Source organism: Xanthomonas sp. NCPPB 1132 (assembly GCF_056629235.1).
On record NZ_CM152819.1, the window covers coordinates 3,872,157 to 3,897,839 of the forward strand.

The 25,683-nt window shown below is 70.0% G+C and carries 14 protein-coding genes; all 14 read right to left on the reverse strand.

What is annotated here, in order from left to right; translation table 11 throughout:
* Positions 1–538: 538 nt before the first annotated feature.
* Positions 539–2,929, reverse strand: a complete 2,391-nt coding sequence (pbpC, locus tag AC1G9L_RS16570) for a penicillin-binding protein 1C (protein WP_481069536.1) — start codon at positions 2,927–2,929, stop codon at positions 539–541.
* Positions 2,930–3,222: 293 nt separating this feature from the next.
* Positions 3,223–3,711, reverse strand: coding sequence for a sensor histidine kinase (locus AC1G9L_RS16575; protein ID WP_481071171.1), 489 nt, complete (start codon positions 3,709–3,711; stop codon positions 3,223–3,225).
* A gap of 799 nt (positions 3,712–4,510) precedes the next feature.
* The gene (locus AC1G9L_RS16580; RefSeq protein ID WP_481069537.1) at positions 4,511–4,717 is read right to left on the reverse strand and encodes a helix-turn-helix domain-containing protein; all 207 of its coding nucleotides are present in this window, start codon (positions 4,715–4,717) and stop codon (positions 4,511–4,513) included.
* 99 nt (positions 4,718–4,816) lie between these two features.
* On the reverse strand, positions 4,817–5,839 hold the full coding sequence (locus tag AC1G9L_RS16585; protein WP_019798968.1) for an IS5 family transposase: 1,023 nt from the start codon (positions 5,837–5,839) through the stop codon (positions 4,817–4,819).
* Between the two features lie 51 nt (positions 5,840–5,890).
* Positions 5,891–7,117 (reverse strand): sigma 54-interacting transcriptional regulator, encoded by a 1,227-nt coding sequence (locus AC1G9L_RS16590; protein WP_019801574.1) that lies wholly within the window; start codon positions 7,115–7,117, stop codon positions 5,891–5,893.
* Between the two features lie 42 nt (positions 7,118–7,159).
* Positions 7,160–9,601, reverse strand: coding sequence for an ADOP family duplicated permease (locus AC1G9L_RS16595; RefSeq protein WP_481069538.1), 2,442 nt, complete (start codon positions 9,599–9,601; stop codon positions 7,160–7,162).
* The gene (locus tag AC1G9L_RS16600) at positions 9,598–10,368 is read right to left on the reverse strand and encodes an ATP-binding cassette domain-containing protein (RefSeq protein ID WP_019801072.1); all 771 of its coding nucleotides are present in this window, start codon (positions 10,366–10,368) and stop codon (positions 9,598–9,600) included. Before AC1G9L_RS16600 ends, AC1G9L_RS16595 begins: the two co-directional genes overlap by 4 nt.
* 21 nt (positions 10,369–10,389) lie before the next feature.
* The gene (locus tag AC1G9L_RS16605; RefSeq protein WP_481069539.1) at positions 10,390–11,640 is read right to left on the reverse strand and encodes an efflux RND transporter periplasmic adaptor subunit; all 1,251 of its coding nucleotides are present in this window, start codon (positions 11,638–11,640) and stop codon (positions 10,390–10,392) included.
* Between the two features lie 147 nt (positions 11,641–11,787).
* The gene (locus AC1G9L_RS16610) at positions 11,788–12,729 is read right to left on the reverse strand and encodes a glycerophosphodiester phosphodiesterase family protein (protein ID WP_019800401.1); all 942 of its coding nucleotides are present in this window, start codon (positions 12,727–12,729) and stop codon (positions 11,788–11,790) included.
* Between the two features lie 19 nt (positions 12,730–12,748).
* On the reverse strand, positions 12,749–15,664 hold the full coding sequence (locus AC1G9L_RS16615) for a TonB-dependent receptor (RefSeq protein WP_481069540.1): 2,916 nt from the start codon (positions 15,662–15,664) through the stop codon (positions 12,749–12,751).
* A gap of 253 nt (positions 15,665–15,917) precedes the next feature.
* On the reverse strand, positions 15,918–16,574 hold the full coding sequence (locus AC1G9L_RS16620; protein WP_481069541.1) for an HAD family hydrolase: 657 nt from the start codon (positions 16,572–16,574) through the stop codon (positions 15,918–15,920).
* 287 nt (positions 16,575–16,861) lie between these two features.
* Positions 16,862–21,751, reverse strand: coding sequence for an alpha-2-macroglobulin family protein (locus tag AC1G9L_RS16625; RefSeq protein WP_481071173.1), 4,890 nt, complete (start codon positions 21,749–21,751; stop codon positions 16,862–16,864).
* Positions 21,752–22,257: 506 nt separating this feature from the next.
* Positions 22,258–23,247 carry a nucleoside hydrolase gene (locus AC1G9L_RS16630; RefSeq protein ID WP_481071175.1) on the reverse strand — a complete coding sequence of 330 codons (990 nt, stop codon included), beginning with the start codon at positions 23,245–23,247 and terminating at the stop codon, positions 22,258–22,260.
* Positions 23,248–23,323: 76 nt separating this feature from the next.
* On the reverse strand, positions 23,324–25,543 hold the full coding sequence (locus AC1G9L_RS16635) for a TonB-dependent receptor (protein WP_010342442.1): 2,220 nt from the start codon (positions 25,541–25,543) through the stop codon (positions 23,324–23,326).
* Positions 25,544–25,683 lie beyond the last annotated feature (140 nt).

Sequence of the window (25,683 nt, forward strand, 5' to 3'; positions counted from 1 at the left end):
GTAGGAGCGGCTTCAGCCGCGACAGGCCGTTTCGATGGCGCCTGTCGCGGCTGAAGCCGCTCCTACGTTTTTTCTCGTGGCGCGATACACAAATCTCAAGCGAAAGCGAAGGCTTTCGCCCTTGCGGGCGAGTCACTTTTCTTTGCTTGTGCAAAGAAAAGTAACCAAAAGAAAGCACACCCTGCCTCGCGCCCTCCGCGCTGACGCGCTCCGGGTCCGCGTCCATCCCGGGGATCCGCGGAAGGGGCATCCTGCCCCTGCCGCGAACGGCGCACATCCATGTGCGCCGCCCCTTCGGGGTTTTTCCCCGTACTGGCCGCCGCTTCGGAAGGGAACCCGGCAGTCAAAAGCAACAGCAAGAGCGACAGCAACAGCCAAAGCCAAGCGACCGTCACCTCAACAGGGACCGCAGTTATCGGTGTCCGAGAGCAATGTGGGAGGGACTTCAGTCCCGACTGCTTCCTAGGTCGGATCGCCGCCTACTCTGATCGTCGTCGTTGCGTGACAGTTGGCTTCTACGAGCGCGCGCCTCCGCTGCTCAACGCAACACCCGAAACCGCACCTGGGTCCAGGCACCGTTGCTCGCCAGGGCGGTCAGGGTGTGGTCGCCGGCGTCGGCGAAGTCGCGCTGGAAGGTGCGTGCGCCCTCGGTGCGGGCGATCCAGCGGCCGTCCAGCAGCCAGTCCACCGGGGTGCTCGTGCCCAGCGCGCGCACCTGCAGACGCACCGTGGTGCTGCCGGGCGCGCGCGCCAGGGTGGCGCGGTCGTTGAGGCCTTCGATGCGCAATACGTCGCTGCGGCCGCGGCCGTCGTCGCGGCAGTCCGGTGACAGCGCCGGCAATTGCCCGGCCTGGCGCTCGCTGGCGTGCAGCCATGGGGTCAGCAGTGCCGGCCAGCGGGCCAGGTCGCGGGTGACCGCCTCGTGCGGTTGCGCGCAATCCGGCGACAGGCGCAGGCCGCTGTGCGCGTCCACCTGCACGGTCTCGCGGCCGGCGCTCCACAGCCGCGCGTCGCGCTCGGCGAAGGTCGGTGGCACCGCTCCATCCAGCGCATAGGCGGAGAAGCGCCGTTGGCACAAGGCCGGCGGGGTCTGCTCGGCGGCGATGCCCAGCGGCCAGCACACGTCCACCTGCTGCACCGTCGCCGGCATCGGCCGCGGTGCGTTGTCGCCGCGCAGGCGCGGCAGGCTGTCGATGGTCTCGAACATCAGCGGCAGCGCGGTCACCGCGCCGTACTGGCCGGGCAGCGGCGTGCCGTCGGGGCGGCCGACCCAGACGCCGACGGTGTAGCGGCGGGTGCTGCCGATCGCCCAGGCATCGCGGTAGCCGTAGCTGGTGCCGGTCTTCCAGGCCACGCGCGGGCGCGCGCCGACGTCGAAGGTGCCGATGCCGTAGCCCGGACGCGGATTGGCCTCGAGCATCTCGCGCACGATCCAGGCTGCGCCGGGCGACATCAGCCGCCGTTCGATGCGCTGGTCGGTCGCGCTGTAGCGCACGTGGCCGGCGATGCCGTCGCGGTTGAGCGCGGCGAAGGCGCCGACCAGTTCCTCCAGCTTGGCGCCGGTGCCGCCGAGGATCAGCGCCAGGTTGGGCGTGCTGCCGCGCGGGAACCGCAGGCCGATGCCGGCGTTGCTCAACCGCGCGGCGAAGCGCGCCGGCCCGACCCGGTCGAGCAGGTCCACTGCCGGCACGTTGAGCGACAGGCGCAGCGCGCTGGCCGCGCCGATCGGGCCGTTGAAGGCTTCGTCGAAATTGCCCGGGCGGTAGTCGCCGAAGCTCTGCGGCGCGTCGACCAGCAGGCTTTCGGAATGGATCAGGCCATCGTCAAGGGCCATGCCGTACAGGAACGGCTTGAGCGTGGAGCCGGGCGAGCGCCAGGCCTGCACCATGTCCACGTCGCCGAGCCGGCGGCGGTCGCCGAACTGCACCGAGCCGATGTAGGCGCGCGCCTGCAGGTCGCGGTTGTCCACCACCAGCAAGGCCGCCGAGGTGCGCTCGGGCAGTTGCGAGAAGTAGGCGCTGACCCGGTCCTCCAGGGTGCGCTGCAGGTCGGCGTCGAGGGTGGAGACGATGTGCGCGGCGTGCGGGTGCTGCTGGCGCAGGCGCTCGGCCAGCAGCGCGGCGTGCAGCGGCGTCTGCAGCGAGCGCGCCACCACCGGTTCGATGCGCGCGTCGTCGACCTGCGCGCGCGGCCACACGCGCAGCGCGACCATGCGTTCGAGCACCTTGTCGCGTGCCGCGCGCGCCGCCTCCGGATGCCGGTCCGGGCGCAGCCGGCTCGGTGCCTGCGGCAGCACCGCCAGCAACGCCGCCTCGGCCTGCGACAGGCGCGCGGCCGGCTTGCCCAGGTAGGCCCAGCTCGCCGCCTCCACGCCTTCGATGGTGCCGCCGTAGGGCGCGCGCTCCAGGTACAGCTGCAGGATCTGCCGCTTGCTCAAATGCACTTCCAACTGCAACGCGCGCAGGGCCTGCTGGGCCTTGCCCCACGGCGTGCGCGTACTGACCTCGGGCGGCATCAGGATGCGCGCCACCTGCATGGTCAGGGTGGAACCGCCGGAGACGATGTGACGCGAGAACAGCCACTGCTTGGCCGCACGCAGCAGCGCCCAGGGATTGATCCCGGGGTGCTGCCAGAACCAGCGGTCCTCGTAGTTCAGCAGCGCCTGCAGGTACAGCGGCGAGACGCTGTCCGGGGTGGCCGGATAACGCCAGACGCCGTTGCTGTCGGCGAAGGCACGCAGCGGCGTACCGTCGGCGGCCACCACCAGGGTCGAGGTGTCGCGCGACTTCGGCAGCGGCAGCGGGAACGCCAGGTCCAGCAACAACAGACTCCACAGCAGCGCCACCGTGCCCCAGCGCAGCCACGGCAGCAGGCGCATCCAGCGCCGGGGGCGCCGCGCGGCGTGCGGGGCGGTGTCGTCCAGTGGCATGCAGGCTCCCGATGGAAGCGGCCATTTTGCCTGTTGCGGCGACGACGCGGCGAGCGGGCTCGCCCTGGCGCGTCTGGGGTCATCGGCGCTATGCGGGTCGGAACACCGCCAACGGTTTGCGGTTGCCGCGACACGATTGAACGCGCTGGTGTTTTGTAGGAGCGGCTTCAGCCGCGACGGGGGTTATCGGGAACGCCCGTCGCGGCTGAAGCCGCTCCTACGACGGCATGGAGCATCCAGGAGACGCGCAGTATCAGCACGGGGCGCAAGGGGTGGATGCCCCCTACCCCACCCTACGCCAGCGGCAGGCGCAGCGTCGCCACGCTGCCGGGCGCATCGGTGCGCGCCTCCAGGTGCAAACTGCCGCCCTGCGCTTCCAGGATCTGCCGCGACAGCACCAGGCCGATGCCCGAACCACCTGGCTTGGTGGTGAAGAACGGCACGAACAGGTTGTCGCTGGGCGGCAGGCCGGCACCGCCGTCGCGCACTTCGATCAGCACACCAGCGCCGTCGCCGCAGGCGCGCAGCGTCACCGGTGCGCTGCCGCCGGCTTCCAGGGCGTTGCGCAGCAGATTGATCAGCACCTGCTCGAGCTGATCGGCGTCGGCGCGCGCGTGCAGCGGCGGGTCGATTTCCACCTGCACTCGTGCATCGTCCAGCAGCCGCTGCACGCGCGCGCACAGCGGCGCCAGCGCCACGGGCGCCGGGACCGGCGCGGGCAGCCTGGCCAGCCGCGCGTAGCCGCCCAGGAAGCGCTGCAGCGCCGCGCTGCGCTGTTCGATCACGCCCAGTCCGTTGTGCAGGTCGGCCTGCAGTTCGGCGTCGAGTGCCTGCGGCGCGGCCGCCAGCAGCCGCGAGAGCGTGTCGGCGATCGAGGCGATCGGCGTCAGCGAGTTGTTGATCTCGTGGCTGAGCACGCGCAGCAGGCGGCGGAAGGCCTGCGCCTCCTCCTCGCGCAGCGCGCGCTCCATCGGCTGCACCAGCAGCAGCCGCCCGGCTTGGCTGCGGCTGCGCAAGGCGGCGTGGCCGATCTGCCAGCGCCCCTGTTGCCCGGCGAACGCATGCGCCTGGATGCTGCCCGAGGGCACGTCGAACAGACCGGCCAGCCCCAGCGCCTGCGCGGATTGCCCGATCGCCTGCGGCGCGGCGATGCCGAGCAGGCGCTCGCCGGCCGGATTGATCAGACGCAGGCGCTGGTCCTGCTCGAACGCGAACACCGCCCCGTCCAGCGCCGCCAGGGTCTTGCTCAGCAGTTGCAGGCTTTCGTGCGAATCGCGCTGTTCGTCCTGCAGGCGTTGCGCCAGGGCGTTGAAGCGCGCCAGCAGGCCGTCGGCATCGCGCGCGTCCTGCGCCGCACGCACGCTGTAGTCGCCCTCGCGCAGCGCGTCCAGCAGGCCACCGAGGGTGCGCAGACGCTGCCCGGCGTCGCGCTGCTGCCAGCGCCACAGCGCCGCGGTCAGCAGCAGCACGCACAGCAGCAACAGCACCGCCTCGGGCCACCGCGGCGCGCCGGCGGCGAGCACCAGCACCAAGGCCAGCGAAGCCGGCGCCACCAGCCACAGCGGCCGGAAGCGCTGTCGCTCAGCCGGCGTCATCGCTGCGCAGCCCGTGCTTGCCCAGGCGCCGGTACAGGCTCTGCCGGGTGATGCCGAGCTGGTCGGCGGTGCGCTGCAGATTGCCCTGGTGCTGCGCCAGCGCCTGCTTCAGCAGCAGCGCCTCGGCTTCTTCCAGGGTGAGCTGCGTCGACAGTGCCGGCGCGGCATTCGGGCACCTCGAACAACCTGCCACGACCTGGAGCCAGGGGCAGCATCTGTCGCAACGGCACCAGAGCGGCGCCTGATCGTGGTGGTTGGGAGGCTGAGGTGGCCGCTCGGCCACCTCAGCCGATCACGCCGGCACCATGGCCCGCTCCTGTAGCCGTGCCAGCCGCATCACGTTATGGCTGGCGACCTTCAGCCCGATCACCACCTTTGCCCGCGCCAAGCCGATGCAGCGTACGAACTTGCCGCCTTGTTGGGCCAAGCGCGCAAACGGGTGCTCGCCGAACACCCGATCCTTGGCAATGCGACGGTTCCGGCGCTTTGCTGCCTCGCTCAAGGGCTTGCGTGCCTGCCCTTGATGTTGGATCGCGGGGCGGTAACCACGCTTTTTCAGGTCTGCTTCTCGCGCTGCATCGGCATACCCGCTATCGGCCCATACCGTGCGGCCGGTGTTGTCCGGGTCCAGCACCTGCTCGAAGTGGCGGCTGTCGTGCACGTTGGCCGCGCTCACGTCGTAGCGGCGGATGAAACCCCAGCGGCGGTCCGTGCTGGCGTGCAGCTTGTAGCCGTAGAACGTCACCCCATGCTTCCTGGTCCAGCGTGCCTGCACGTCTTTCTGCGCACGCTTGGCATCACTCCAGTCCTGGCCGACGTCATCGCCCTGCTTGATCTGCGCGTTCTCCTCGCGCGTGTTGCGCTGGATCGGAGCGCTGACGATGCTGGCGTCGATGATCTGACCGCCGCGGGCAATGAACCCAGCACGTTGCAATTGCTCACCGATCGCCGTGCTGATGTCGCCCATCAGATCCTTGGTCTTGAGCCGTTCGCGCCACACCCAGATCGTCTTGGCGTCGGGCACCTTGCCGCTGTGTTCCAGTCCAAGGAATTGCTGGAAGCTGCGCCGATCCAGCACCTGATACTCCAGCGCATCGTCGGAGAGGTTGTACAACTGCTGCAACAGCAGCAGCTTGATCATCATCTGCGTCGGCCAAGCCGGACGGCCGCCGCGCTTGCCGGTACCCAAGGACAGCTTCGCGTCTACGGCGTGAGCAATCCCGGCAAAGTCGATATGCCGTGACAGCAGAGCCAGAGGATCGCCGATCTGCTGCCGCTTGGCTTCGCGTTCGTGGCCGGCAAACAGGCTGATCATCGTGGCGTCCTCGGCGTGTTCTCCAGACCAATGATGCCAAAGGTGGGGTTTTTAGAGGTGCCCATTCGTCGCCGGCTGCAGGCGCAGATCGTCGCTGTCCAGAGTGCTGCCGTCGGCCAGCAGCGCCGCACGCTCCATCGCATGCGCCAGTTCGCGCACGTTGCCGGGCCAGGCGTAACCGAGCAGCGCGCGCTCGGCGTCGCGCGCCAGCGTCGGCAGCGGCCGCCGGTAGCGAGTGCAGGCGGCGGCGAGGTAATGCCGCGCCAGCGGCAGGATGTCGGCGCCGCGCTCGCGCAGCGGCGGCACGCGCACCTGGAAGGTGTTGAGCCGGTACAGCAGATCCTGGCGGAAGCGGCCGGCGGCCACGTCCGCCTCCAGGTCGGCATTGGTCGCCGCGACGATGCGCACGTCCACCCGTTGCGTGCACGAGGAGCCGAGTCGCTCGAACTCGCCGTCCTCGATCGCGCGCAGCAGCTTGGGCTGCTGCTGCAGCGGCAGGTTGCCGATCTCGTCCAGGAACAGGGTGCCGCCGTCGGCCAGTTCGAAACGGCCGGCGCGGTCCTGGCGCGCGTCGGTGTAGGCGCCGCGCACGTGACCGAACAGTTCGGCCTCGAACAGGGTCGGCGCCAGGCCGCCGATGTTGACCTTGACGAAGGCCTGCGTGCGGCGCGGCGACCACTGGTGCAGCAACTGCGCCAGCAGGCTCTTGCCGGTGCCGTTCTCGCCCAGCAGCAGCACGTTGGCGCCGCTGCCGGCGATGCGCAGCAGATCCTCGACCAGGCGCTGCATCGGTGCCGATTCGGCGACGAAGCCGGCGGCGCCATCCTGCAGCAACAACGCCTGCGCCTCGCCGAGCCGTTGCGCGGCGCGGCGGCTGCGGTCCAGCGCGATGCGGCTCTCCAGCACCGCCAGGACGCGCGCGTTCTGCCAGGGCTTCTCGATGAAATCCACCGCGCCCTCGCGCATCGCCGCCACCGCCAGTTCGATGCTGGCCCACGCGGTCATCGCGATCACCGGCAGCCCCGGCCATTGCGCGGCGATCTGCGCGATCAACGCCAGGCCTTCGGCGCCGGAGGTGGTGTCGCGCGCATAGTTCATGTCTACGAGCACCGCGGCGAACGCGTCGCCGCGCAGGCAGGCCAGCGCGAGCTCCGGCGACTCGGCGCCGACCATGCCGTAGCCGGCGCTCTTGAGCAGCATGCGCAAGGCCTCGCGCACGTCGGCCTGGTCGTCGACGACGAGGATGCGCGGCAAGGGCGGTGTGCGGGCGTCGGTCATGGCGCAGAGTCTAGCGGCCGGGCGCATCGAGAAACGAGGCGATCATTCGGCGCGCAAGGCCTGCATCGGTGGCACTCGCGCCGCGCGCCGCGCCGGCGCCAGCGCGGCGAGCAGGCCGGCCGCAGCCAGCACCAGCAGCACCGCGCCGATCGCCAGCGGATCGGCCACGCGCACCTCGAACAGGAAGCGCTGCAGCAGCCGCGACAGCGCCATCGCCACGCCCAGGCCCAGCAGCAGGCCCACCCCGATCTGCACGCCGGCCTCGCCCAGCACCTGCCGGCGCAGCCGCGCCGGGGGGGCGCCGAGCGCGGCGCGCACGCCGAACTCGTGCTGGCGCGCAGCCACCGCCACCGCCATCACCGCGTACAGGCCGACCGCCGCCAGCAGCAGCGCCAGCCCAGCGAACAACCCGACCAGCAGCAGGTTGAGCTTCTGTTCGCCGGTGGTGCTGGCGACCAACGCCTGCATCGGCTGCAGATCGGCGATCGGCTGCTGCGGCGCCACTTCGTCGATCGCCGCACGCAGCGCGCGCTCGTCGGCACCCAGTGCGCCGGCCCGCAGATGCACCGCATAGGTCAGCGCGCCGAAGCCGCGGATGATCTGCCACATCGGCTCGCTCATCTGCGCCAGCGGCTGGTACACGGTCGGCTCCGGCGGCTCGGCCGGGCTGGTGTGGCGCACGTCGCCGACCACGCCAACCACGCGCATCGACACGCGCTGGTCGCCGCCGTCGTCGGGCAAGCTGACGATCTTGCCCAGCGCCTGCCCGTGCAGGTAACGCGCAGCGAAGCTGGCGCTCACCACGCAGACCCGCTCGCCTCCGGCCACATCGCTGTCGGCGATCCCGCGCCCGGCCAGCAAGGGAATGCGGAAGACCTCCAGGAACTGCGGCGTGGCCAACCGGTACTGGCTGTCGACGGACGGCGCGCCATCGATCTCCACGCTCCAGCTCAATCGCGTCGCCGTCGGCGGATTGGTCGACACCCCCACGCGGTCGATGCCCGGCACCTGCTGCAGCCGCGCGACGATGCGCCGGGTCTGTTCCACCGCATCGGCCGCGGTGACGTAGCGCTCCTTCACCGGCGCCAGGGTGAACACCACCGCCGAGCGGCTCTCGAAGCCCATCGGCACCTCCGCCAGCTTCTGCAGGGTGCGGGTGAACAGGGCCGCGCCGATCAGCAGCACCACGGCGATGGTCACCTGCGCGATCACCAGGACACGACCGAGGCGGCCGGCCTGCAGGCTCCAGCCGCCACGCCCACCACCAACCAGTTCCGTCACCAGATTGCGGCGGCGACCACGCACGATGCCCAGCGCGGCCGCCAGCAGTGCCGTCGCGCCACCGGCGAGCAGCGCGAACAGCACGCTGGCGCCGGTCAGGTGCGGGGCCTCGCCGCGCATCCACATCAGCGGCACCCAACCGCCGAGCAGACGCAGTCCCAGCCACGCCAGCGCCAGGCCGGCCAGGCTGCCGAGCGCGCCGATCAGCACGCCTTCGGCCGATGCCGGCAGGCTCAAGCGCAGCCACGAGGCGCCCAGTGCGGCACGCACCGCGCTGTCGTGGCTGCGCCCGAGCGCGCGCAGCAGCATCAGGCTGGTCAGGTTGATCGCGGCGATCAGCAGCACGCAGGCGGCCGCGGCGAAGAACAGCCACAGGGTGTTGCCGCTGTTGGCGTCGTACAGGCTGTCCTGCAGCGGCAGCGCGTTGGGCGGCCGTCGCTGCAGCGATGCCCACCACGACGCGTCCATGTGCGGGCTGTTGCGCAACAGGGCCTGGAGCGTCGTCGCGGTCTGCGCGGACGCGGCGGCCACGCTGACGCCGGGCCGCAACCGCGCCACCACGATCTCGTTGGTGGACAGGTTGGTCGCGGCCAGGTCCGGCTGCATGTTGCGGATCAGGTCGAACGGCTCGGCCCAGGGGAACTCCGCCGGCAGCACGCCGACGATCTGCACCGGCTTGCCTTCCACCTGCAGGGCACGCCCCACCGCCGCCGGATCGCCGCCGAAATAGCGTTGCCAGAAGCGATGGCTGAGGATTACCGCCTGCGGCCCGCCGGGCCGGCTTTCCTCGTCGTTGAAGTTGCGCCCGGCCGCCATCGGCAGGCCGAGCGTGCGCAGGAAGCCGGCATCGGCACTGATCGACGCGACCACCTCGCTGGCAGCGCCGCGGGCGACGTTGGCCGGCACCGGGAACCCGCGCGCGATGCCGACCGACTGCAGGCTCGACATGCGCCGCAACACCGGGTAGTAGCCGGGTGCCGCGACATTGCGGCCAGGGTCGCTGGACAGGCCGAGGGTGACCAGCCGCTCCGGCTGCGGGAACGGCAGCGGCTTCAGCAAGGCCTGGTCGAGCAGCGCGAACACCGCGGTGGTGGTGGCCACGCCCAGCGCCAGGGTCAGCACCGCCAGCAGCAGATAGCCCGGCTTGCGCGCCAGCGTGCGCCAGGATTGCCGCATTTCGGCCCATTGCAGGGCGGCGCTCATCGTGCCTGCCCCGCGGCGCGTGCCGGCAGCGCCACGTCCTGTTCGTGGCGCAACCGCTCGAAGGTGTCTTCGTCGACGATGCGGCCGTCGAGCATGTGCACGATGCGCTGCGCACGCCGCGCGAACGCCGGATCGTGGGTGACCATGCACAAGGTTGTGCCGTTCTCGTGCAGTTGTTCGAGCAACTGCATCACCGCCTCGCCGTTGCGGCTGTCCAGGTTGCCGGTGGGCTCGTCGGCGAGCAGGATCGACGGGTTGCCGGCCAGTGCGCGCGCCACCGCCACGCGCTGCTGCTGGCCGCCGGACAACTGCCCCGGATAGTGCTTGTGGCGATGCTGCATGCCGACCAGTTCCAGCACCTCGCGCACGCGCTGGCGGATCTGGCCGCGCTGGGCGCCCTCGCGGTAGGTCAGCGGCAGCGCCACGTTCTCTTCCACGGTGAGGTCGGCGATCAGGTTGAAGGCCTGGAAGATGAAGCCGATCTCGGCGTTGCGGATGCGTGCGCGGCCGACCGTATCCAGTTCGGCGACGCTACGGCCGTTGAGCCGGTAGGTGCCGCCGCTGGGCGCATCGAGCAGGCCCAGGATCGACAGCAGGGTCGACTTGCCGCAGCCGGACGGGCCGGTGATGGCGACGAAATCGCCAGGCGCCACGTCCAGTGCGATCTCGGCCAGGGCGTGGGTCTCCACTTCCTCGGTGTGGAAGACCTTGCTGAGCCCGTGCAGGTGGATCAGCGGCGCGGCGGAAGGTGCGGGAACTGCGGTCATGCGGGATCTCTCCTGGTGAGGCTAGCGTAAGCGCAAGGTGGTGTCGGCATTCCACTGGCTGGTGTCGGACAGCACGACGCGGTCGCCGGCGCGCAGGCCGGCGCGGACTTCGATGCGGTCGCTGGAGGCGGCGCCGAAGCGCACGCGGATGCGCTGCGCGGTGTCGCCGCCGTCGCGCAGCACGAACAGGCTGCCGGCGGCGTTGGGCACGGCCAGCGCCGGGCGCGGGATGCTGACCACGTCGCGCAGCGTGCCGAGCACGATCCGGCCGTCCACCGACAGGTCCGGGCGCACGCCGGGCGGCAGCGGCGGCGTCAGCCGCACGTCGACCGTCACGCTGCCGCTGCGCACCGCCGGATCGATCCGCGCCACCTGCCCGCTGACCACGCCGTTGTGCGTGTCCACCGCCACCGGCAGGCCCTCGATCACGTCCTTGGCCAGGACTTCGGGCACCTGCAGGCGTGCCAGCAGATCGTCCGGGCGCGCCACCCGCGCCAGCTTGGCGCCGGCCTCGACGCGCTGGCCGGGCTCCACGTCCACCTGCTGCAGGATGCCGTCGCTGCCGGCACGCACCTGCAGCGAGTCGGCCTGTTGCGTGGCGATGGCCAGCGCACTGGCGGCCTGCTCACGCCGTGCCTGTGCCGCGCGCAGCTGCGCGGCCATGTTCTGCCGGAACGCGGCCACGCGTTTGCGTTCGATATCGGCACGGCCGCGTTGCTGCGCCTCGACGATCTGGCTCTGCGTCAGGTCGATCACCGAGATCGCGCCGCCGTCGTGGCCGCGTTGGTAGGCCTTGGCCTTGATCTGCGCGATCTGCAACTCGGACTCGGCCTGCGCCTGCAGCGCCTGCTGGTCGAGCAATTGCGAGGCCAGTGCCGCGTGCAGCGCGGCCAGGTCGGCATCGGCGGCGGCCAGCGCGGCACGGGCGCGGTCCAGGCCGGCTTCCAGTTCGGGATTGGCCAGTTGCAGCAGCGGCGTGTCGACCTGTACGCGCGCGCCGGCCTCGACCAGTTGCTGTTGCACGGTGGCCGGCGCCCCTGCGGTGATCCAGCGGATCTGCCGCGGCACCAGCACGCCGTTGGCGCGGACCTCGCGGCGCATCTCGCCGCGCGTGGCCGCATCGATCCACACTTCGCTGCGCGCCACCCGCGGTGCGGCGCGGCCGCTGCCAAGCAGCGCCACGCCCAACAGCACCACGCCAATGGCGGCCGCCACCAGCCAGCGGCGGCGCTGGCGCCAGAACGAATGGTTCGGGGATTTCGCGATATCCATGCCTGCTGTGCAGCAGGCTGCGTGCCAAGCACCGAACCACGCTAACGCATTGAATTACCTATGCTGCGCTGGCGACGCCCGCAATCGCCACGTCCGCAAGCGGTCGCGCACCGACCGATTCCGGACAGTAGCGCGGTCATGCGCGGCTCACGGCTTTTCCAGCGAGGCGCGATAGCGCAACAGCGCTTCCGGTTCGTCGGTCTGGAAGGCGCCGATGCCGGCCCGATACAGCCGCCCCCACACCGCCTCCGGATCGCGCACCGCATCGGCATCGCCACCGACGTCGGCGACGAAGCCTTCCCACAGCGTATTGACCAGTAGCCGCACGTGCCGCTGCTTGGCCAGCGCCGCCACCGCCGGCAGTTGCGCCAGACGCATCCGCGGCAGTTCAATCGCCACCGGCCGCACCTTGCCGTCGGTCTGGGTGCGCACAGTCTGCACCAGGTCGTCGGTGCCCGGCGGGTTGAGCAGCACCGGGGTGAAGTTGATCCGGTCGAACGGCGGCATCGACGCCAGATTCTGGCTGGCGACGCCGACTTCGGTCTTGACCACCACTTGGCGCTCCATGCCGGCGCGGCGTACCGCGTCGACCACCTCGGCGTAGATCGGCGCCTTGACGTCGAGGTTGAGCATGATCCGGCCCTTGGCCGCAGCCAGCATCTGCTGCAGGGTCAGCGGATGCTGGTCGGTGAGCGGCGCGTCGGCGCCGCCCTCGTCGTCCCGCAGGCGCAACCGTGCCAGTTGCGGCCAGGTCAGTTCGGCAACCTTGCCGGTGCCGTCGGTGGTGCGGTCGACGGTGGCGTCATGGAACATCACCAGGGTGCCGTCGCCAGCGCGGCGGATGTCGGTTTCCAACATGTCCACGCCCAGCGCCACGCAGCGCTCCAGGCCCAGCAGCGAGTTCTCCGGCGCATGCCCGGCGAAGCCATGCGCCGGCGCGGGGTTGTGGCAGCCGCGGTGGGCGACGACGAAGATGCCGCCGTCGGGATTGGCCAGGCGCGCCTGGATCGGGGCGATGGCGGCGACGGCCGGGGCCGTGGCGGTCAACAGGGCGGCAATGATCGCGCCGCGCGAGAAAAGCAGGTTCATGGAAGGTCTCCGGCAACGGTCACAGCGACGGGGTGAAGCGCAGGCCGAGCCAGTAGGTGGTCGGCATCGAATAACTGTCCTTCAGCAGGTTCTCGCCGGGGCCGGTGAAGCTGGTCAGGCGGCTGTGGGTGACATTGCTGATCTGGCCGACCACGCTGAGCTGCTTGCTCACCGCCCAGGTCGCCGACAGGTCCAGCTGCGAGCGCGGCGCCCAGTACAGATCCTGCCAGGCGATGTTGCTGACGATGGCGCGCAGCGCCTTGCCCTGGCGGTTGTAGGCCGCGCGCAGCTCCACCCCGCCGACCGTGTAGAACAGCGAGGCGTTGGCGGTGTAGCCCGGCTGCCCGACCAGGCGATCCACGGTGCGCTGGCTCTGCACCAGGTTGGGCGCGCTGCCGCTGGTGAACGGCACGTCCATGCCGCCATCGAGCAGCGCCAGGTTGGCGCTGGCGCCCAGGCCGGACAGCGCCGTCACGCCCGGGAACAAGGTGTTGAACACCGCGCTCAATTCCAGGCCGCGCACGTGCGCCTTGGCGGCGTTGGCCGGGGTGCTGATCAGCACGTTGGAATAGGTGGTGCCGTTGAAGCTGAACTGGTCGGTGCGCGAGAGGGTGAAAATCTCGTCCTGGATGCGCTTGTCGAACAGCGCCGCGGCGAGCATGCCGTCGAAGTCGTCGGGCAGGCGCCACTCCAGCGACAGGTCCAGGTTGGTGGACACGCGCGGCTTGATGTCGGGGTTGCCGATGGTGACGGTCACGCCCTGGGCGTTGGGATTGCCCATGTCGCTGCTGTTGACGAAGCCGATCGAAGTGCGCGCGGCGTAGGCATCGTAGGGCGGGCGGCCCAGCGTGCGGCTGGCGCCGGCGCGCAGGTCCAGGCGGTCGTTGACGTGGTAGGTCATCACCGCCGACGGCAGCACCTTGGCGTAGCGCGACTCGGTCGGCGCATCGACGTAGACGTAACTGCCGGTGGCCGCGTCCAGTTGCCGCTGGCGGCCGACCGTGGACTGGTCGGTATGGTCATAGTGCAGGCCGGCTTCCACATCGAAATCGTCGGCGCGATAGCCGACCAGGCCGTAGGCACCGAAAATCTCCTCGCGGTGGCTGAAGTTGTCCTGGTTGCTGAAGGCGCTCTGGTCGGTGCGGTTGAACGCGCTCAGCGGGGTGGCACTGAGGATCTGGTTGGCCTTGTCCGGATCGATCGCGATCAGGTTCAGGCCCAGGTAGCGCATCGGCGCGTTGGACGGCGCCAGCACGTCGGCGATCTTCAGCGGCGGCGCGCTGCGGTTGGGCTGGTATTCGACGCGGTAGATGTCGAAGCCGGGTTCGTCGCGGGTGTAGCTGAGGCCGCCGCCGAAGCCGACGCCGCGGTCCATCTCGCCGCGATTGAAGGCGTAGTCCAGGCGCCCAGTGAGCACCTTGTCGCGCGCGTTGCGCTGGTAGTCCGGGCGCCAGTACAGCAGGCTGTAGTTGTCGTAGTTGTAGTACGACTGCGCCGACATCGGGAAGCGCTGGTTGAGTGCGGAGGTGTCGTAGTTGAAGCCATAGGCCGCCGTCGGCACCACGGTGACGCCGGCGCCGGTCTGCCCGGTGGGCACCGCCGCCGGGCGCTGCGCGCCGGTGACGTACTTGATCATCTTGATCGGTTCGGCATAGGTGGCATCGGACCAGGACGCGCGCGCCGACAGCACCTGGCGGTCGTCCGGGCGCCATTCGAAGCCGGTCTGGCCGAGCTTGGTGCGGGTGGTGGTGATCTGGTTGGAGTAGCCCACTTCCACGTCGCCGACCGGGTACGTGCCGCTGGTGGCGGTCTGGTTGTAGACGCGGTTGCGGTTGCGCGGATCGAGGATGATCTCGTTGCGCTCCATGTTGTCGCGGAAGTAGTAGTAGCCGGCCATGGCGTAGGCCTGCAGGGATTCGCTCAACCGCGCCTCGAACTTGCCGGTGAGGCCGTAGCGGTCGCGCTTGTCCATCACGTACCAGTACTTGTCCTGCTGCGGCACGGCCCAGCCGTTGCCCAGGTTGTTGCCGCTCTGCAGTACGCCGCTGTTGTCGTAGAACCCGTAGTGCACCGTGTCGGTGGTCATATGGGTTTCGGTGTAGCTGCTCAGCGTCTGGTAGTTGCCGGACAGGGTCAGGCCGTACTGGCCTTCGCTGCCGAAGGTGCGGCTGCCGGTGGCGAGCAGGCGGTAGCCCGGGTCGTCCTGGTCGCGCGGCTTGCCGACGTCGTTGGCATGGCCCAGCGAGGCCTCGGCGGTGAAGAACGGCTTGCCGCCGTTCTCGAACGCGCTGCGGGTCTTGAGGTTGATCGCACCGCCGGTGGCGTTCGGGTCCAGGTCCGGGGTGAAGGTCTTGATGACCTGCAGTTCGCTGACCATCGACGCCGGCAGGATGTCCAGGCGCACGCCGCGGGTGATCGAGCCGAGCGTGCCGTTGGGCGTGCCCGGCGAGGCCACGGTCAGGCCGTCGATGGTGACGTTGTTGTAGGACGGGCCGAGGCCGCGCAGCACCGGGGTGGCGGCTTCGTCGCGCGGGTGCTCGTTGTCGGTGGCCGGCAGCACCGACAGGCCGGGGATGCGGCGCAGCGCCTCGACGATGGTGGTGTCCGGCAGCGCGCGCACGTCGGTGGAGCTGACCACGTCGGTGATGTTGGTGGCCGCGCGCTTGCTCTCGATCGCCGCCGCATTGGCCTTGCGCACGCCGGTGACCATCACGCTGGACAGCGTGGTGGTGCCGTCGTCGCTGGCGGCGGCACTGGGCGCGGTGTCGGATGGAGAGGTTGTCGTGGTGTCGCCGACGGCCGCCGCAGCGACGGCGCTGGCGTCGGCGGCGAGCGTTGCCGTGGTGGATGCGGCGTCCTGCGCCAGCGCGGCCTGGCAGCTGGCGGCGAGCGCGCAGACGATCAGCGCGCGGCGCCGATGGGTGAGTGGTTGCATGGCGATGTCCCCTGGTTGACCGAATTAAGTAACTTAAAGTTCGTTATTTAATCCCAGGGATATGACGGAGCGATGGCGGCCATCGGAAAGCCTGGCGACAGCACCCGCACGACAGCGGCCACGACGTTTCGTACGGCATCGGCGAACGGCCGGCCGCTCGCAGGCGTGGAGCGGCCCATGGCATCGCCGCCGGCGCAACGGCGCCGGTACCATGATCGCCAGAGCGCTGCGCTAGGCGACGGCGCGGCGCGGATCAGGGCGCTGGCGCGCGCGGCGGCAGCAGGCCCAGCGCGACCAACTCCTCGCGCAAGGTGACGGCGTCGCGGAACTGCAACGCGTGCATGCCGGCGGCCGCGGCGGCGTGCACGTTGCGCGGCGCGTCGTCGATGAACACCGCCCGCGCCGGATCGATCGCATAGCGTTCGCACAGCAGCGCGAAGATCGCCGGGTCCGGTTTGACCAGGCGCTCCTCGCCCGACACCAGCACGCCTTCGAACCACTGCAGGAACGGATAGCGTTCGCGCGCGATCGGGAAGGTCTCGTGCGACCAGTTGGTCAATGCGTACAGCCGCACGCCCTGCCCGCGCAGTTCCTCCAGCACCGCCACCGTGGCGTCCAGCGCCCCGCCCAGCATCTCCGGCCAGCGCGCGTGGTAGGCAGCGATCATCGGCGCATGCGTCGGATGCAGCGCGCTCAGTTCAGCCACCGCGTCGTGCCACGGCCGCCCGGCGTCCTGGCGCTCGTTCCACTGCGGGCTGCAGACCTCGCGCAGGAAGGTTTCCATCGCCGCCTCGTCGTCGAACAGGCGGCGGTACAGATGGCGCGGGTTCCAGTCGATCAGGACACCGCCGAGATCGAACACCACGGTGTCCAGGTGGGGTGCGGCAGGCGGGGAGGATGCGGGGGGCATGACAGGCTCCAGGAACGAGAGGGGGACGCAGCGGCGGACCAGGCGTGCGCAGGCGGCGGCGCGCTGGGTGCGGCGGTCATGGTAGCTGTCGCTTCTGGCTGACAGTGCTGGCCGGGGTCCCCTCATCCCCGGCCCTTAGGGGGTTGGTGCGGCGTTGCTGGTGGGGTTCTCTGGCGGTCGTACCCTCACCCCCGGCCCCTCTCCCGAAGGGAGAGGGGAGTCAAGCGGCTTCCCTGGCGGTCGGACCCTCACCCCGGCCCCTCTCCCGCAGGGAGAGGGGGCTTTCGTCAGGGCTGCACGACGTTGATCGTGCCGGGGTTGCTGCGGCCCACCCCGCGCAGGTCGGGGCGGTACATGTCCTCGACCAGCGACGGCGGCACCGTGTAGGTGCCCGGGGTCACCGCGCGCACCAGGTAGAACACCTGCGCCTTGCTGCCCGCCGACAGGCTCAGCGCGGCCACGTAGCGGTCGTCGCGGAACTCCTCGTGCTTGACGTCGGCGGCGTTGGAGCGGTCGCTGATCTCGATGCCGTCCACCACCACGTCGGCCCACTGCTTGGCGTCGCCCAGGTTGAAGTTCTCGATCTCCAGGCCGGCCGGCAGCAGGTCGGTCAGCAACGCGTCGGGCATGCTGGTGTCGGAGGTGATGGTGACGCGCACGATCAGCGCCTCGCCCTCCTTCAGCGGCTGCGGCGTCCACGGCTTGCCGTCGGTGCCATAGAAGCTGCGCTCCACCTTCAGCGTGCTGTCGTCGGCCGCCGGCGGGGTGCGCGGCACGCCGGCGATTTCCAGGCTGGCGTACAGCGGCGGCTGGCCCTGCGGCACGAAGTGCACGCCGCGCGCCAGCTCGGCCTCGCCGAACTGGCGGCCGAACGCCTTGGCCGGGGCGATCGCCTCGCTGCTGTCGCCGATGCTCAACTGCCCGGACACCTGCGCGGTCTGGCTGTTGAGCAAGGCCTTGCCCATGCGCGCCAGCGCCACCTGCTCCTGCGTGCTCAGCCACAGCCAGCCACCGCGGCGGCGCGCGTCCAGCTCGCGGCCCAGCGCCATCACCCGCGCGTCGTACTCGGGCTTGGCCAGGCCGCGCTCGTGCAGCAGCGCGATCATCAGCGCGTCGTCGCGGACCACGCTGCCGTAGTCGCCGAAGTAGCGCGGCCGGTCGGCGCTGTCCTTGGCGAAACCAGCGGCGATCGCCGCTTCGCCGCGCTTCTTGTCGCCCTGCAACGACAGCGCCACGCCCAGGTGCACCAGCGACAGACCGGTCAGCGCCTTGCCGCGGTCGTTGTCGTACAGCGCGCGCAGCGTGCCCAGCGGCGCACGGTTGACCCGCGCCAGCACGTAGCCGGACCAGGCCTGGTTGGCGAACTTCAGGTTCTCGCGGCGGTCCTGGCCGTAGAAGTTGTTGCCGCCGGACAGCAGGTCCTCGCTGAGCCGGTTCAACGCCTTCTGCAGCACGTTGTCGGGCACCGCGAAGCCGGCGTCCTTGGCGTCGAGCAGGAACTCGGCGATGTACGGGGTCAGCCCCGGATTGACGTAGCCGTCGTCGCCCCACATCGAGAAGTGGCCGCTGGAGACCTGCATCGAGGCCAGCCGCCCGAACGCGCCTTCCATGCGCGCGCGGCGCGTGGCCGCATCCAGGCCCTTGACCCCGAGCAGGCGTGCGGTGGCATCGTCGAGCAGCAGCGCGGCGTAGCCCTTGCTGGTGGTCTGCTCGGCGCAACCGTAGGGGTATTCCAGCGCGCCCTGCAGGGCGCTGGCGAACGGGATCGGCGGCAAGGCGCTGACCAGCATGCGCGCATTGACCGAGCCGGCCATCAGGCCTTCGGCATCGCCGGCGCCCAGCGTCACCGGCGCCAACGGGTCGAGCACCCGGGTCTGCGTGCGCAGCACCGACGGCCACGCCGCGCGCACCGGCAGGTCGTAGCGGCGGTCGGCGGCATAGCCATTGCCTTCCACCCGCACCCGCACCTTGGCCACCGTGTAGCCCTCCTGCGCCACCAACGGGAAGCTCAGCGTGGCCTTGCCGTCCTTGCCCAGCTTGGCGCTGCGCGCGTTGTCGGCGATCGCCAGCGGACCTTCGCCATCCACCCGCACCTTGAACTCGCCGGGCTGGCCGGTGAAGTTCTGCACGTCCAGGGTCACCGTGCTGCGGTCGCCCGGCGCCATCACCCGCGGCATGCTGGCCTCGGCCACGATCGGCGCGCGCACCAGGGTCTCCACGTCGCGGTTGCCGTAGCGCTCGTCCGAATAGACCAGCGCCGACACGCGCAGGGTGCCGTTGAAGTCCGGCACCGGCAACTGCACGCGGGCGTTGCCCTTGGCGTCTAGCTGCACCGGGCCGGAGAACAGGTCTACCGTCTGCACCCGCGCGGTCGGACGCTTGGCCTGCGGCAATGCCGCCAGCGCCATGTCGCCACCGAAGCGCAGCTTGCCGGTGCCGCCCTCGAAGCTCTCGATGACCCGGCCGTAGATGTCGTAGGCGTCCACGCCCAGGCGCCGCTGCGCGAAGAACTGCGCGTTGGCGTCGGGCACCGGGAAGCGGGTGATATTAAGGATGCCCACGTCCACCGCGGAGATGGTCACGTGCGCCTGCTTGCCGGCCAGTTCCGGCACGCTCACCGTCACCGGCAGCGGCTGCTCCGGGCGCATCTGCTTGGGCGCGACCAGGCCCACCGCCACGCGCCGGGCCTTGCGGTCCATCGGCACGTAGGCCACGCCGACCGCGCGCGCCGGGGTGATCTTGCTCGGCGCCGAGCCGCCGCGGAATACCAGCGCGGTGACGTAGACGTCGTGCCGCTCCCAGTCCTTGGTCACCGGGATCTCGAAGCTGCTGCCCGGCTTCACGTCGATGTCCTGCACGTACAGCATGCGGTCGCTCTCGACCATCAGCAGGCCGGGTCCGGCATGCGGCGGGGTCAGGGTGACCTTGAGCGTGTCGCCGGCCTTGTAGCCGGTCTTGTCCAGCGCCAGCTTGACCTTGTCCGGGCGCGCGTCGAGGCCGCGGTTGTCGTCGTTCCAGCTCCAGCCGGCATGGAACGGATAGCGCGTGGTCAGGCCGGTGGCCGGGTCGAACACGTCCACCCGGTACTCGCCCCACTCCACCGGGAAATCGAACTTGGCGGCGCTCGCGCCGGCATCGACGGTGAGCGTCTGCTTGTTCTCGAAGCGACGGGTGAAGTCGTAGTCCCAGCGGTTGTCGGTGAACGCCCAGTGGTAGTCGCGCAGCTCGCGCACCAGGGTCACCTTCAGGCCCTTGGCCGGCTGCGGCTTGCCCTGCGCATCCACCCGCATCAGTTCGAAGCGCGCATTGGCGTTGGCGTCGGCGCCGTCCTTGTCGTCGAACAGCGGGCGCACGCCGACCAGTGCCGGCGCCGGCCACAGCACGCGCTTGAGCGTGCGGGTGACGGTGCGGCCGCCGGTCTCGTACACGCTGGCCGAGACCAGCGCGGCGATGGTGCTGGTCGGCTTGGCCTCGTCGGGCAGCGCCAGGTCCTCGCTGAGCTTGCCGTCGGCGCCGAACTCGGTGTCGACCACGTCCTTGGCTTCGCGCGGCAACTGCAGGGTCGGGTCGCCGAAGAAGTAGCCCGGCAGCGCCTCCACCGGATGCTGCTCGACCGCCACCGCCAGCTTGGCGGTGAAGCGGTTGCCCGCCGCCGGCGCGCCGTACAGGTAGGCGGCGGTGGCCTGCAGCTTGAACGGCTCGCCCGGTTTGAGCGTCTTCTGCGCGCTGTCCAGGTCCAGCTTCATGCGCTCGGGCAGGAACTCCTCGATGCGCAGGGTCATGCCCTGCACCGCTTCCTTGCTGGTCGGGTCGGTGCGGAACTCCACCTGCCAGCGCCCGGTCGGCGCATCGGCGGGGATCAGTTGCTCGAAGCTGAAATAGCCCTGCTCGCCCGGCTGCAGCCGGGTCTCGCGGAAGATCTTGCCGTCGGGCTGCTTGAGCCGCAGGAACACCGGCTGCGCGCCCTTGCCGGTGGTCGGCACCGGCTTGCCGTCGTTGTCGCGCAGCAGCGCCGACACCCGCACGGTCTCGCCGGGGCGGTACAGGTCGCGGCCGGACCAGGCGAACACGTCGAACCAGGCGTTCTCGCGCCCGGCCACCGCGAACTCGCTCAGGTCCAGTGCCGGCTGGTTGAACGGCAGCATCGACAGGTCGGTGCCGCTGCGCGCCACCAGCACCTGCCCGGCGTCGAGCGTGTAGTTCAGCAGTGCGTTGCCGTTGTCGTCGGTCTGGCCCTTCAGGAACAGCTCGCCGTCGGCGTTGAGCACGCGCAGTTCCACCTTCTTCAGCGGCTCGCCGCTCTGCAGCGAGGCGGTGTGGACGAACAGCTTGTCCTTGTAGGCGCGTGCGTGCAGGCCGATGTCGCTGACGGTGAAGAAGGCGGTGTCGTACTCGTTGTCGAACTTGCCGGGGCGGCGCAGCACCGCGAAGTACAGGCCGGGCGCCTGCAGTTCCTTGATCTCCTGGATCGGCAGATAGGTCAGCGCGCGCTCGTTCTTGTCGCCGCCGAGCACGAAGCGGTTGGTATAGACCGAGTCGGCCAGTTGCGAGATCGGGGTGTGGTCGCCGTAGTCGCTGTCCAGCTCCCAGGTGCCGCGGCGGCCGCCGCGCTGGTACTGGGCGAAGAACGCCGGCAGCGCACTGTCCTTGACCCGCATGAACTCCACGTCCACTTCCGGCACGTTGAGCGAGACCACCGGCAGGCCGCGGCTCTCGCGCGCCGGCAGCACGCTGCCCTGCGAGGCGAAGCCGACCGCCGGGGTCAGTTCGCCGGTGTAGACCTTCTGCTTGAGCGGCTTGCCCAGGCGGCTGCCGTCGGCGGCCAGCAGGTCGGCCGAGATCACCACGGTGTAGTCCTTGGCCGCCTCCACGTAGGGATAGCGCAGGGTCTTGCCGTCGTCGGACAGCGACCAGGCGCTCTCGTCGGTGCCGACCTTCTCCTCGAAGCGCAGCAGCTTGTCGAAATCCTGGGTGCCGACCAGCGGCCGCGAGAACTCCAGCGCCAGCGACAGCCCGTCGCCCTTCTGGTCGGGATAGGCGCGAACCAGGCCGAAGCCCTTCATCGCCTCCTTCTGTCCCTTCACCGGCTCGCCGCTGGCTTCGGGCAGCTGCCCGGATTCGTTGCGCTTGCAGCCGCCCAGCGCCAGCGCCAGGCCCAGCAGCAAGAACGTCCCCATCAACCCCGCGCGCAGGCCCGCCCAGCGCCGCTTCGAATCCGTGTGCATGCGTTCGCTCCGTGAATGTGGCGCGAGTATAAAGCGCCGGCGCGACAGTCAGGAGGGGCGACGGTGCACCATCCGTCGGCGTTTTCGCGGCAGGCCGCCGTCGGTGCGTACGTCCGTCCCGCCACGGCACCACCGATCGCCATGGAGCCCCTGTAGGAGCGGCTTCAGCCGCGACCGGCGTTCCCGGGAAAGCCCGTCGCGGCTGAAGCCGCTCCTACCCCCTGGATGAGTATCCGCGCACCCTCCCTTCGAGGTCATGTAGGAGGGACTTCGGTCGAGACGCGACGGCGCTGGGTGTACCGATGGCTCCACGCGTCGGGACTGAAGTCCCTCCCACAGGGGGCCGATCGGATGGCGCTGCCGACAACACTCATGGCGCAAGCCTCATGTGGGAGGGACTTCAGTCCCGACTGCAGAGCAACGGATCAGCCAGCGGCTCCGCTCATCGCGACGACACATCAGCGCAGCAACCGCTGCATGTACAGCGCGATCAGCCGCGGCCGGTCCAGCGCCAGGCAGACCTGCGCGTTGGCTGCGGCGCCCGATGCGTCCGCTACCGGCGTCTCACGGGTATAACCCTTGTCGTCGACCACGATGCGCAGCGGCACGGTGGGGCACAGGCCCGGGTCGAGCAACTGCGCCACCGGCACCACGTCGAACAGGGTCGGGGTGGCGCTGGCCCAGGGCTGGTCGGTGTCGCGCCACTGGTAGTAGAGCTGCGCCAGTGCGTCGGTCAGCGGCTCGCCATGGGCGAACAGCGCCACCCGCTCCGGCTCCTCCAGGGTCACCTGGGTGGCGTCCAGCGGCAGCATCACGATCGGCACGCCGGCGCCGAACACGCGCTGCGCAGCGGGGATGTCGGCGGCGATGTTGTATTCTGCCGCCGGCGGATTCGGCGGGCGGTAGCGCGACTTGCCGTAGCCCACGCGCACCGAACCGCCCATCAGCACCACCTGCTTGAGCTGGGCGAAACCGGCCGGGTCGCGCTGCTGCGCGCGCGCCGCGTCGGTCAGCGGGCCGAGCACCAGCAGGGTGACTTCGCCGGGATGCCGCCGCGCTTGGTCCAGGATGAACTGCGCCGCGTCCGGCGCCTTGCGCGGCAGCGTGCCCTTGGCTGCCCAGCGCGCCTGGCTGAAGGGGATGGTGCTGTCGGTGCGCTGGCCGATCGCCAGCGGAATCTCGCTGCGCCCGGCCTGCTGCAGCAGCCGCTGCAGCAGTTGCGCGCGCAGGCCGGTGTCGCCCCAGGCCGAGGCGATGCCCAGCACCTGCAGCTCCGGGCTGCGCAACAGCAGCGCCAGCGCGAACGCATCGTCGATGTCGTCGCCGACGTCGGTGGACACCACCACCTTCTGCACCGGTGCGCTCGTCGTTGGCGCTGGCGCCGCCACCGCATCGGCCGCCCAGGTCGCCGCGATCAGCAGCGCCGACCCCGCCCATTGCTTCAGCACGCGCATGCGCGTCTCCCAAAAAAAGAACCGCCGGCATGATAGCCGGCGGCCGGTGTTGCAACGGCGAGGCCGCCGATCAGAAGTTGGCGCGGAACTGCGCGCCGACGATGCGCGGATCGTTGATGAAGCCGGTGAGGTTGTTGAAGTCGATCGCACCGGTGGCGCGGATCTGGTTGGTGCAGTTGCGGCAGAACACCGAGACCTCGTATGCGCCGGCGCCCCAGTTGTAGCCGATCTTGGCACCGCCCTCGAGCAGCGGCTGGCCGACGAACTCGCGCGAGTCGTACAGGAAGAAGTTGATCTCGCTGCGGTAGGACCAGTCGGTGAAGAAGAAGAACTCGGCGTCGTCGCCGACCGGGATGCCGTAGCGCAGGGTCGCGTTGCCCATCCACTTGGCCGCCTGCGGCAGCACGTTGCCGTCGATCAGCGCGCGGCCGGAGGCGTTGATCGGATCGGTCACGGTGCAGGTGCGGCACACGCCCACCGACAGGGTCGGATCCTCGATGCGGGTCCAGTTGTAGGCGCCGCCCAAGGTCATGCGCAGGTTCTGGGTCAGCAGCGCTTCGAAGTCGAACTCGGCGCCGCGCGCCTTGGAGGCCTTGGCGTTGAGCAGGCGCACGTCGTTGGAGGCGCCGCCGACCGCGGTCAGCTGCTGGTTCTTCACCTTGAAGTCGTAGACGTCGAAGCTCAGGCGCGCACGCTTGTCGAACAGGTCGGACTTGATACCGATCTCGTAGGAGTCCACGGTCTCCGGCGCGGCCACGGTCAGCGGTGCGGTGGCAGACGGCACGCCGAAGCTGGCGCCGCGGAAACCGCGGGCGGCGCGCCCGTAGACGTTGACGTTGTCGTTGATGGTGTAGGTGGCGCTGAGGTCGCCGGTGACCTTGGAATTGTCGGTGCTGCCGCTGGAGGGCTGCTGCAGGGTCACGCGGTCCAGCGCGAGCACGTCGAAGGTCTTCTTGTCGTAGGTGTAGCGGATGCCGGCGCGCAGGTTCAGGCGCTCGGTGGCCGCGTAGTTCAGCGAGCCGAACGCCGCCCACGAGGTGTTGCGCTGGCGGGTCAGCTGGTAGCTGGCCAGGGTGCCGCCGGCCAGGGTGTTGTAGGTGTAGTTCTCGCCTTCCACCGAATCGTTGAAGTAGTACAGGCCGGCCTGCCAGTTCAGCGGCCCGGCGTACTGCGACTCGGCACGCAGTTCCTGCGAGTACTGGTCCAGGTTCTTGATGCCGCCGGCGGTCTCCACCGGGAACGGGATCACCCCGGGGCCGGACGGCGGCGCGAACACCGCGCCATAGCCACCGTCGATGTCGCCACGGCTGTAGTACTTGCCGATACCCTCGTAGCCGGTGATCGAGTGCAGCACGATGTCGCCCAGGTCCCAGGTCAGGTTGGCGCTGCCGCCGTAGGTCTGCAGTTCCTGGGTGTTCTTGCCGTCGATGGACACCTTGTCCGGGTCGAAGCCGGCGACCAGCTGGTTGGTGCCCGGCTGGAAGATGTTGGCGCGGAACAGCCGCGCGGTGCCGTCGAGGTGGCGCGCGTGCGCGTTGAACAGCGCGCTGAAGTCCTCGCCCGGCTGGAACAGCACCTGCAGGCGCACCGCCGAATCCATGTAGCCTTCGAAGGAGCGGTTGTCGACGGTGTTGTCGACCCAGTCGCCGCGGCGCTGGCCCAGCGCCGACAGGCGCGCGGCCCACTTGTCGCCCATCGCCACGCTCAGGCCGGTTTCCATGGTCATGGTGCCGTAGGTGCCGTAGGACAGGCTGGCGTAGCCGTCGTTGGCGCCGATGGTCGGCTTGACCGAGTTGAACTTGACCACGCCGGCGGGGGTGTTGCGGCCGAACAGCGTGCCCTGCGGACCGCGCAGCACTTCCAGGCTCTGCAGGTCGAAGATCGGGAAGCCCTTCAGGAACGCGTTCTCGGCGACCACGTCGTCATAGATCAGCGATACCGGCTGCGAGGCGTAGGTGTTGAAGTCGGTGTTGCCGTAGCCGCGGATGTAGAAGCGCGGGAACACGCGGCCGTTGGACGACTCGACGTTGAGGCTGGGCGCCTTGCCGGCCAGCACGCGCACGTCCGAGCCGCTGGTGGCGATGGCGTCCAGGTATTCCGGGCGCAGCACGCTGGCCGACACCGGCACGTCCTTGGAGTCCTCGGCACGGCGCTCGGCGGTGACCTTGATCGTGTCCAGACGGGCGACCCCGTCGGTGCTGTCCGCCTGCTGGGCGGCGGCGGGGAACGAAAGCGCGGAAACGACGGCAACGGCAAGCGCACTGGCGCGCAGCGACCAACTGGCAGACATGGGAACTCCGGGATGGGTGGGCGTAATCGGGAGCGCGCCGAGTCCTTGCCGCGCCGCAGCATAATTAACACAAAATATACAAGCTGTGGCGGCCGGCGTCATCTGCTGGGGTGGGGATTTGGGATTGGGGAGTCGGAATT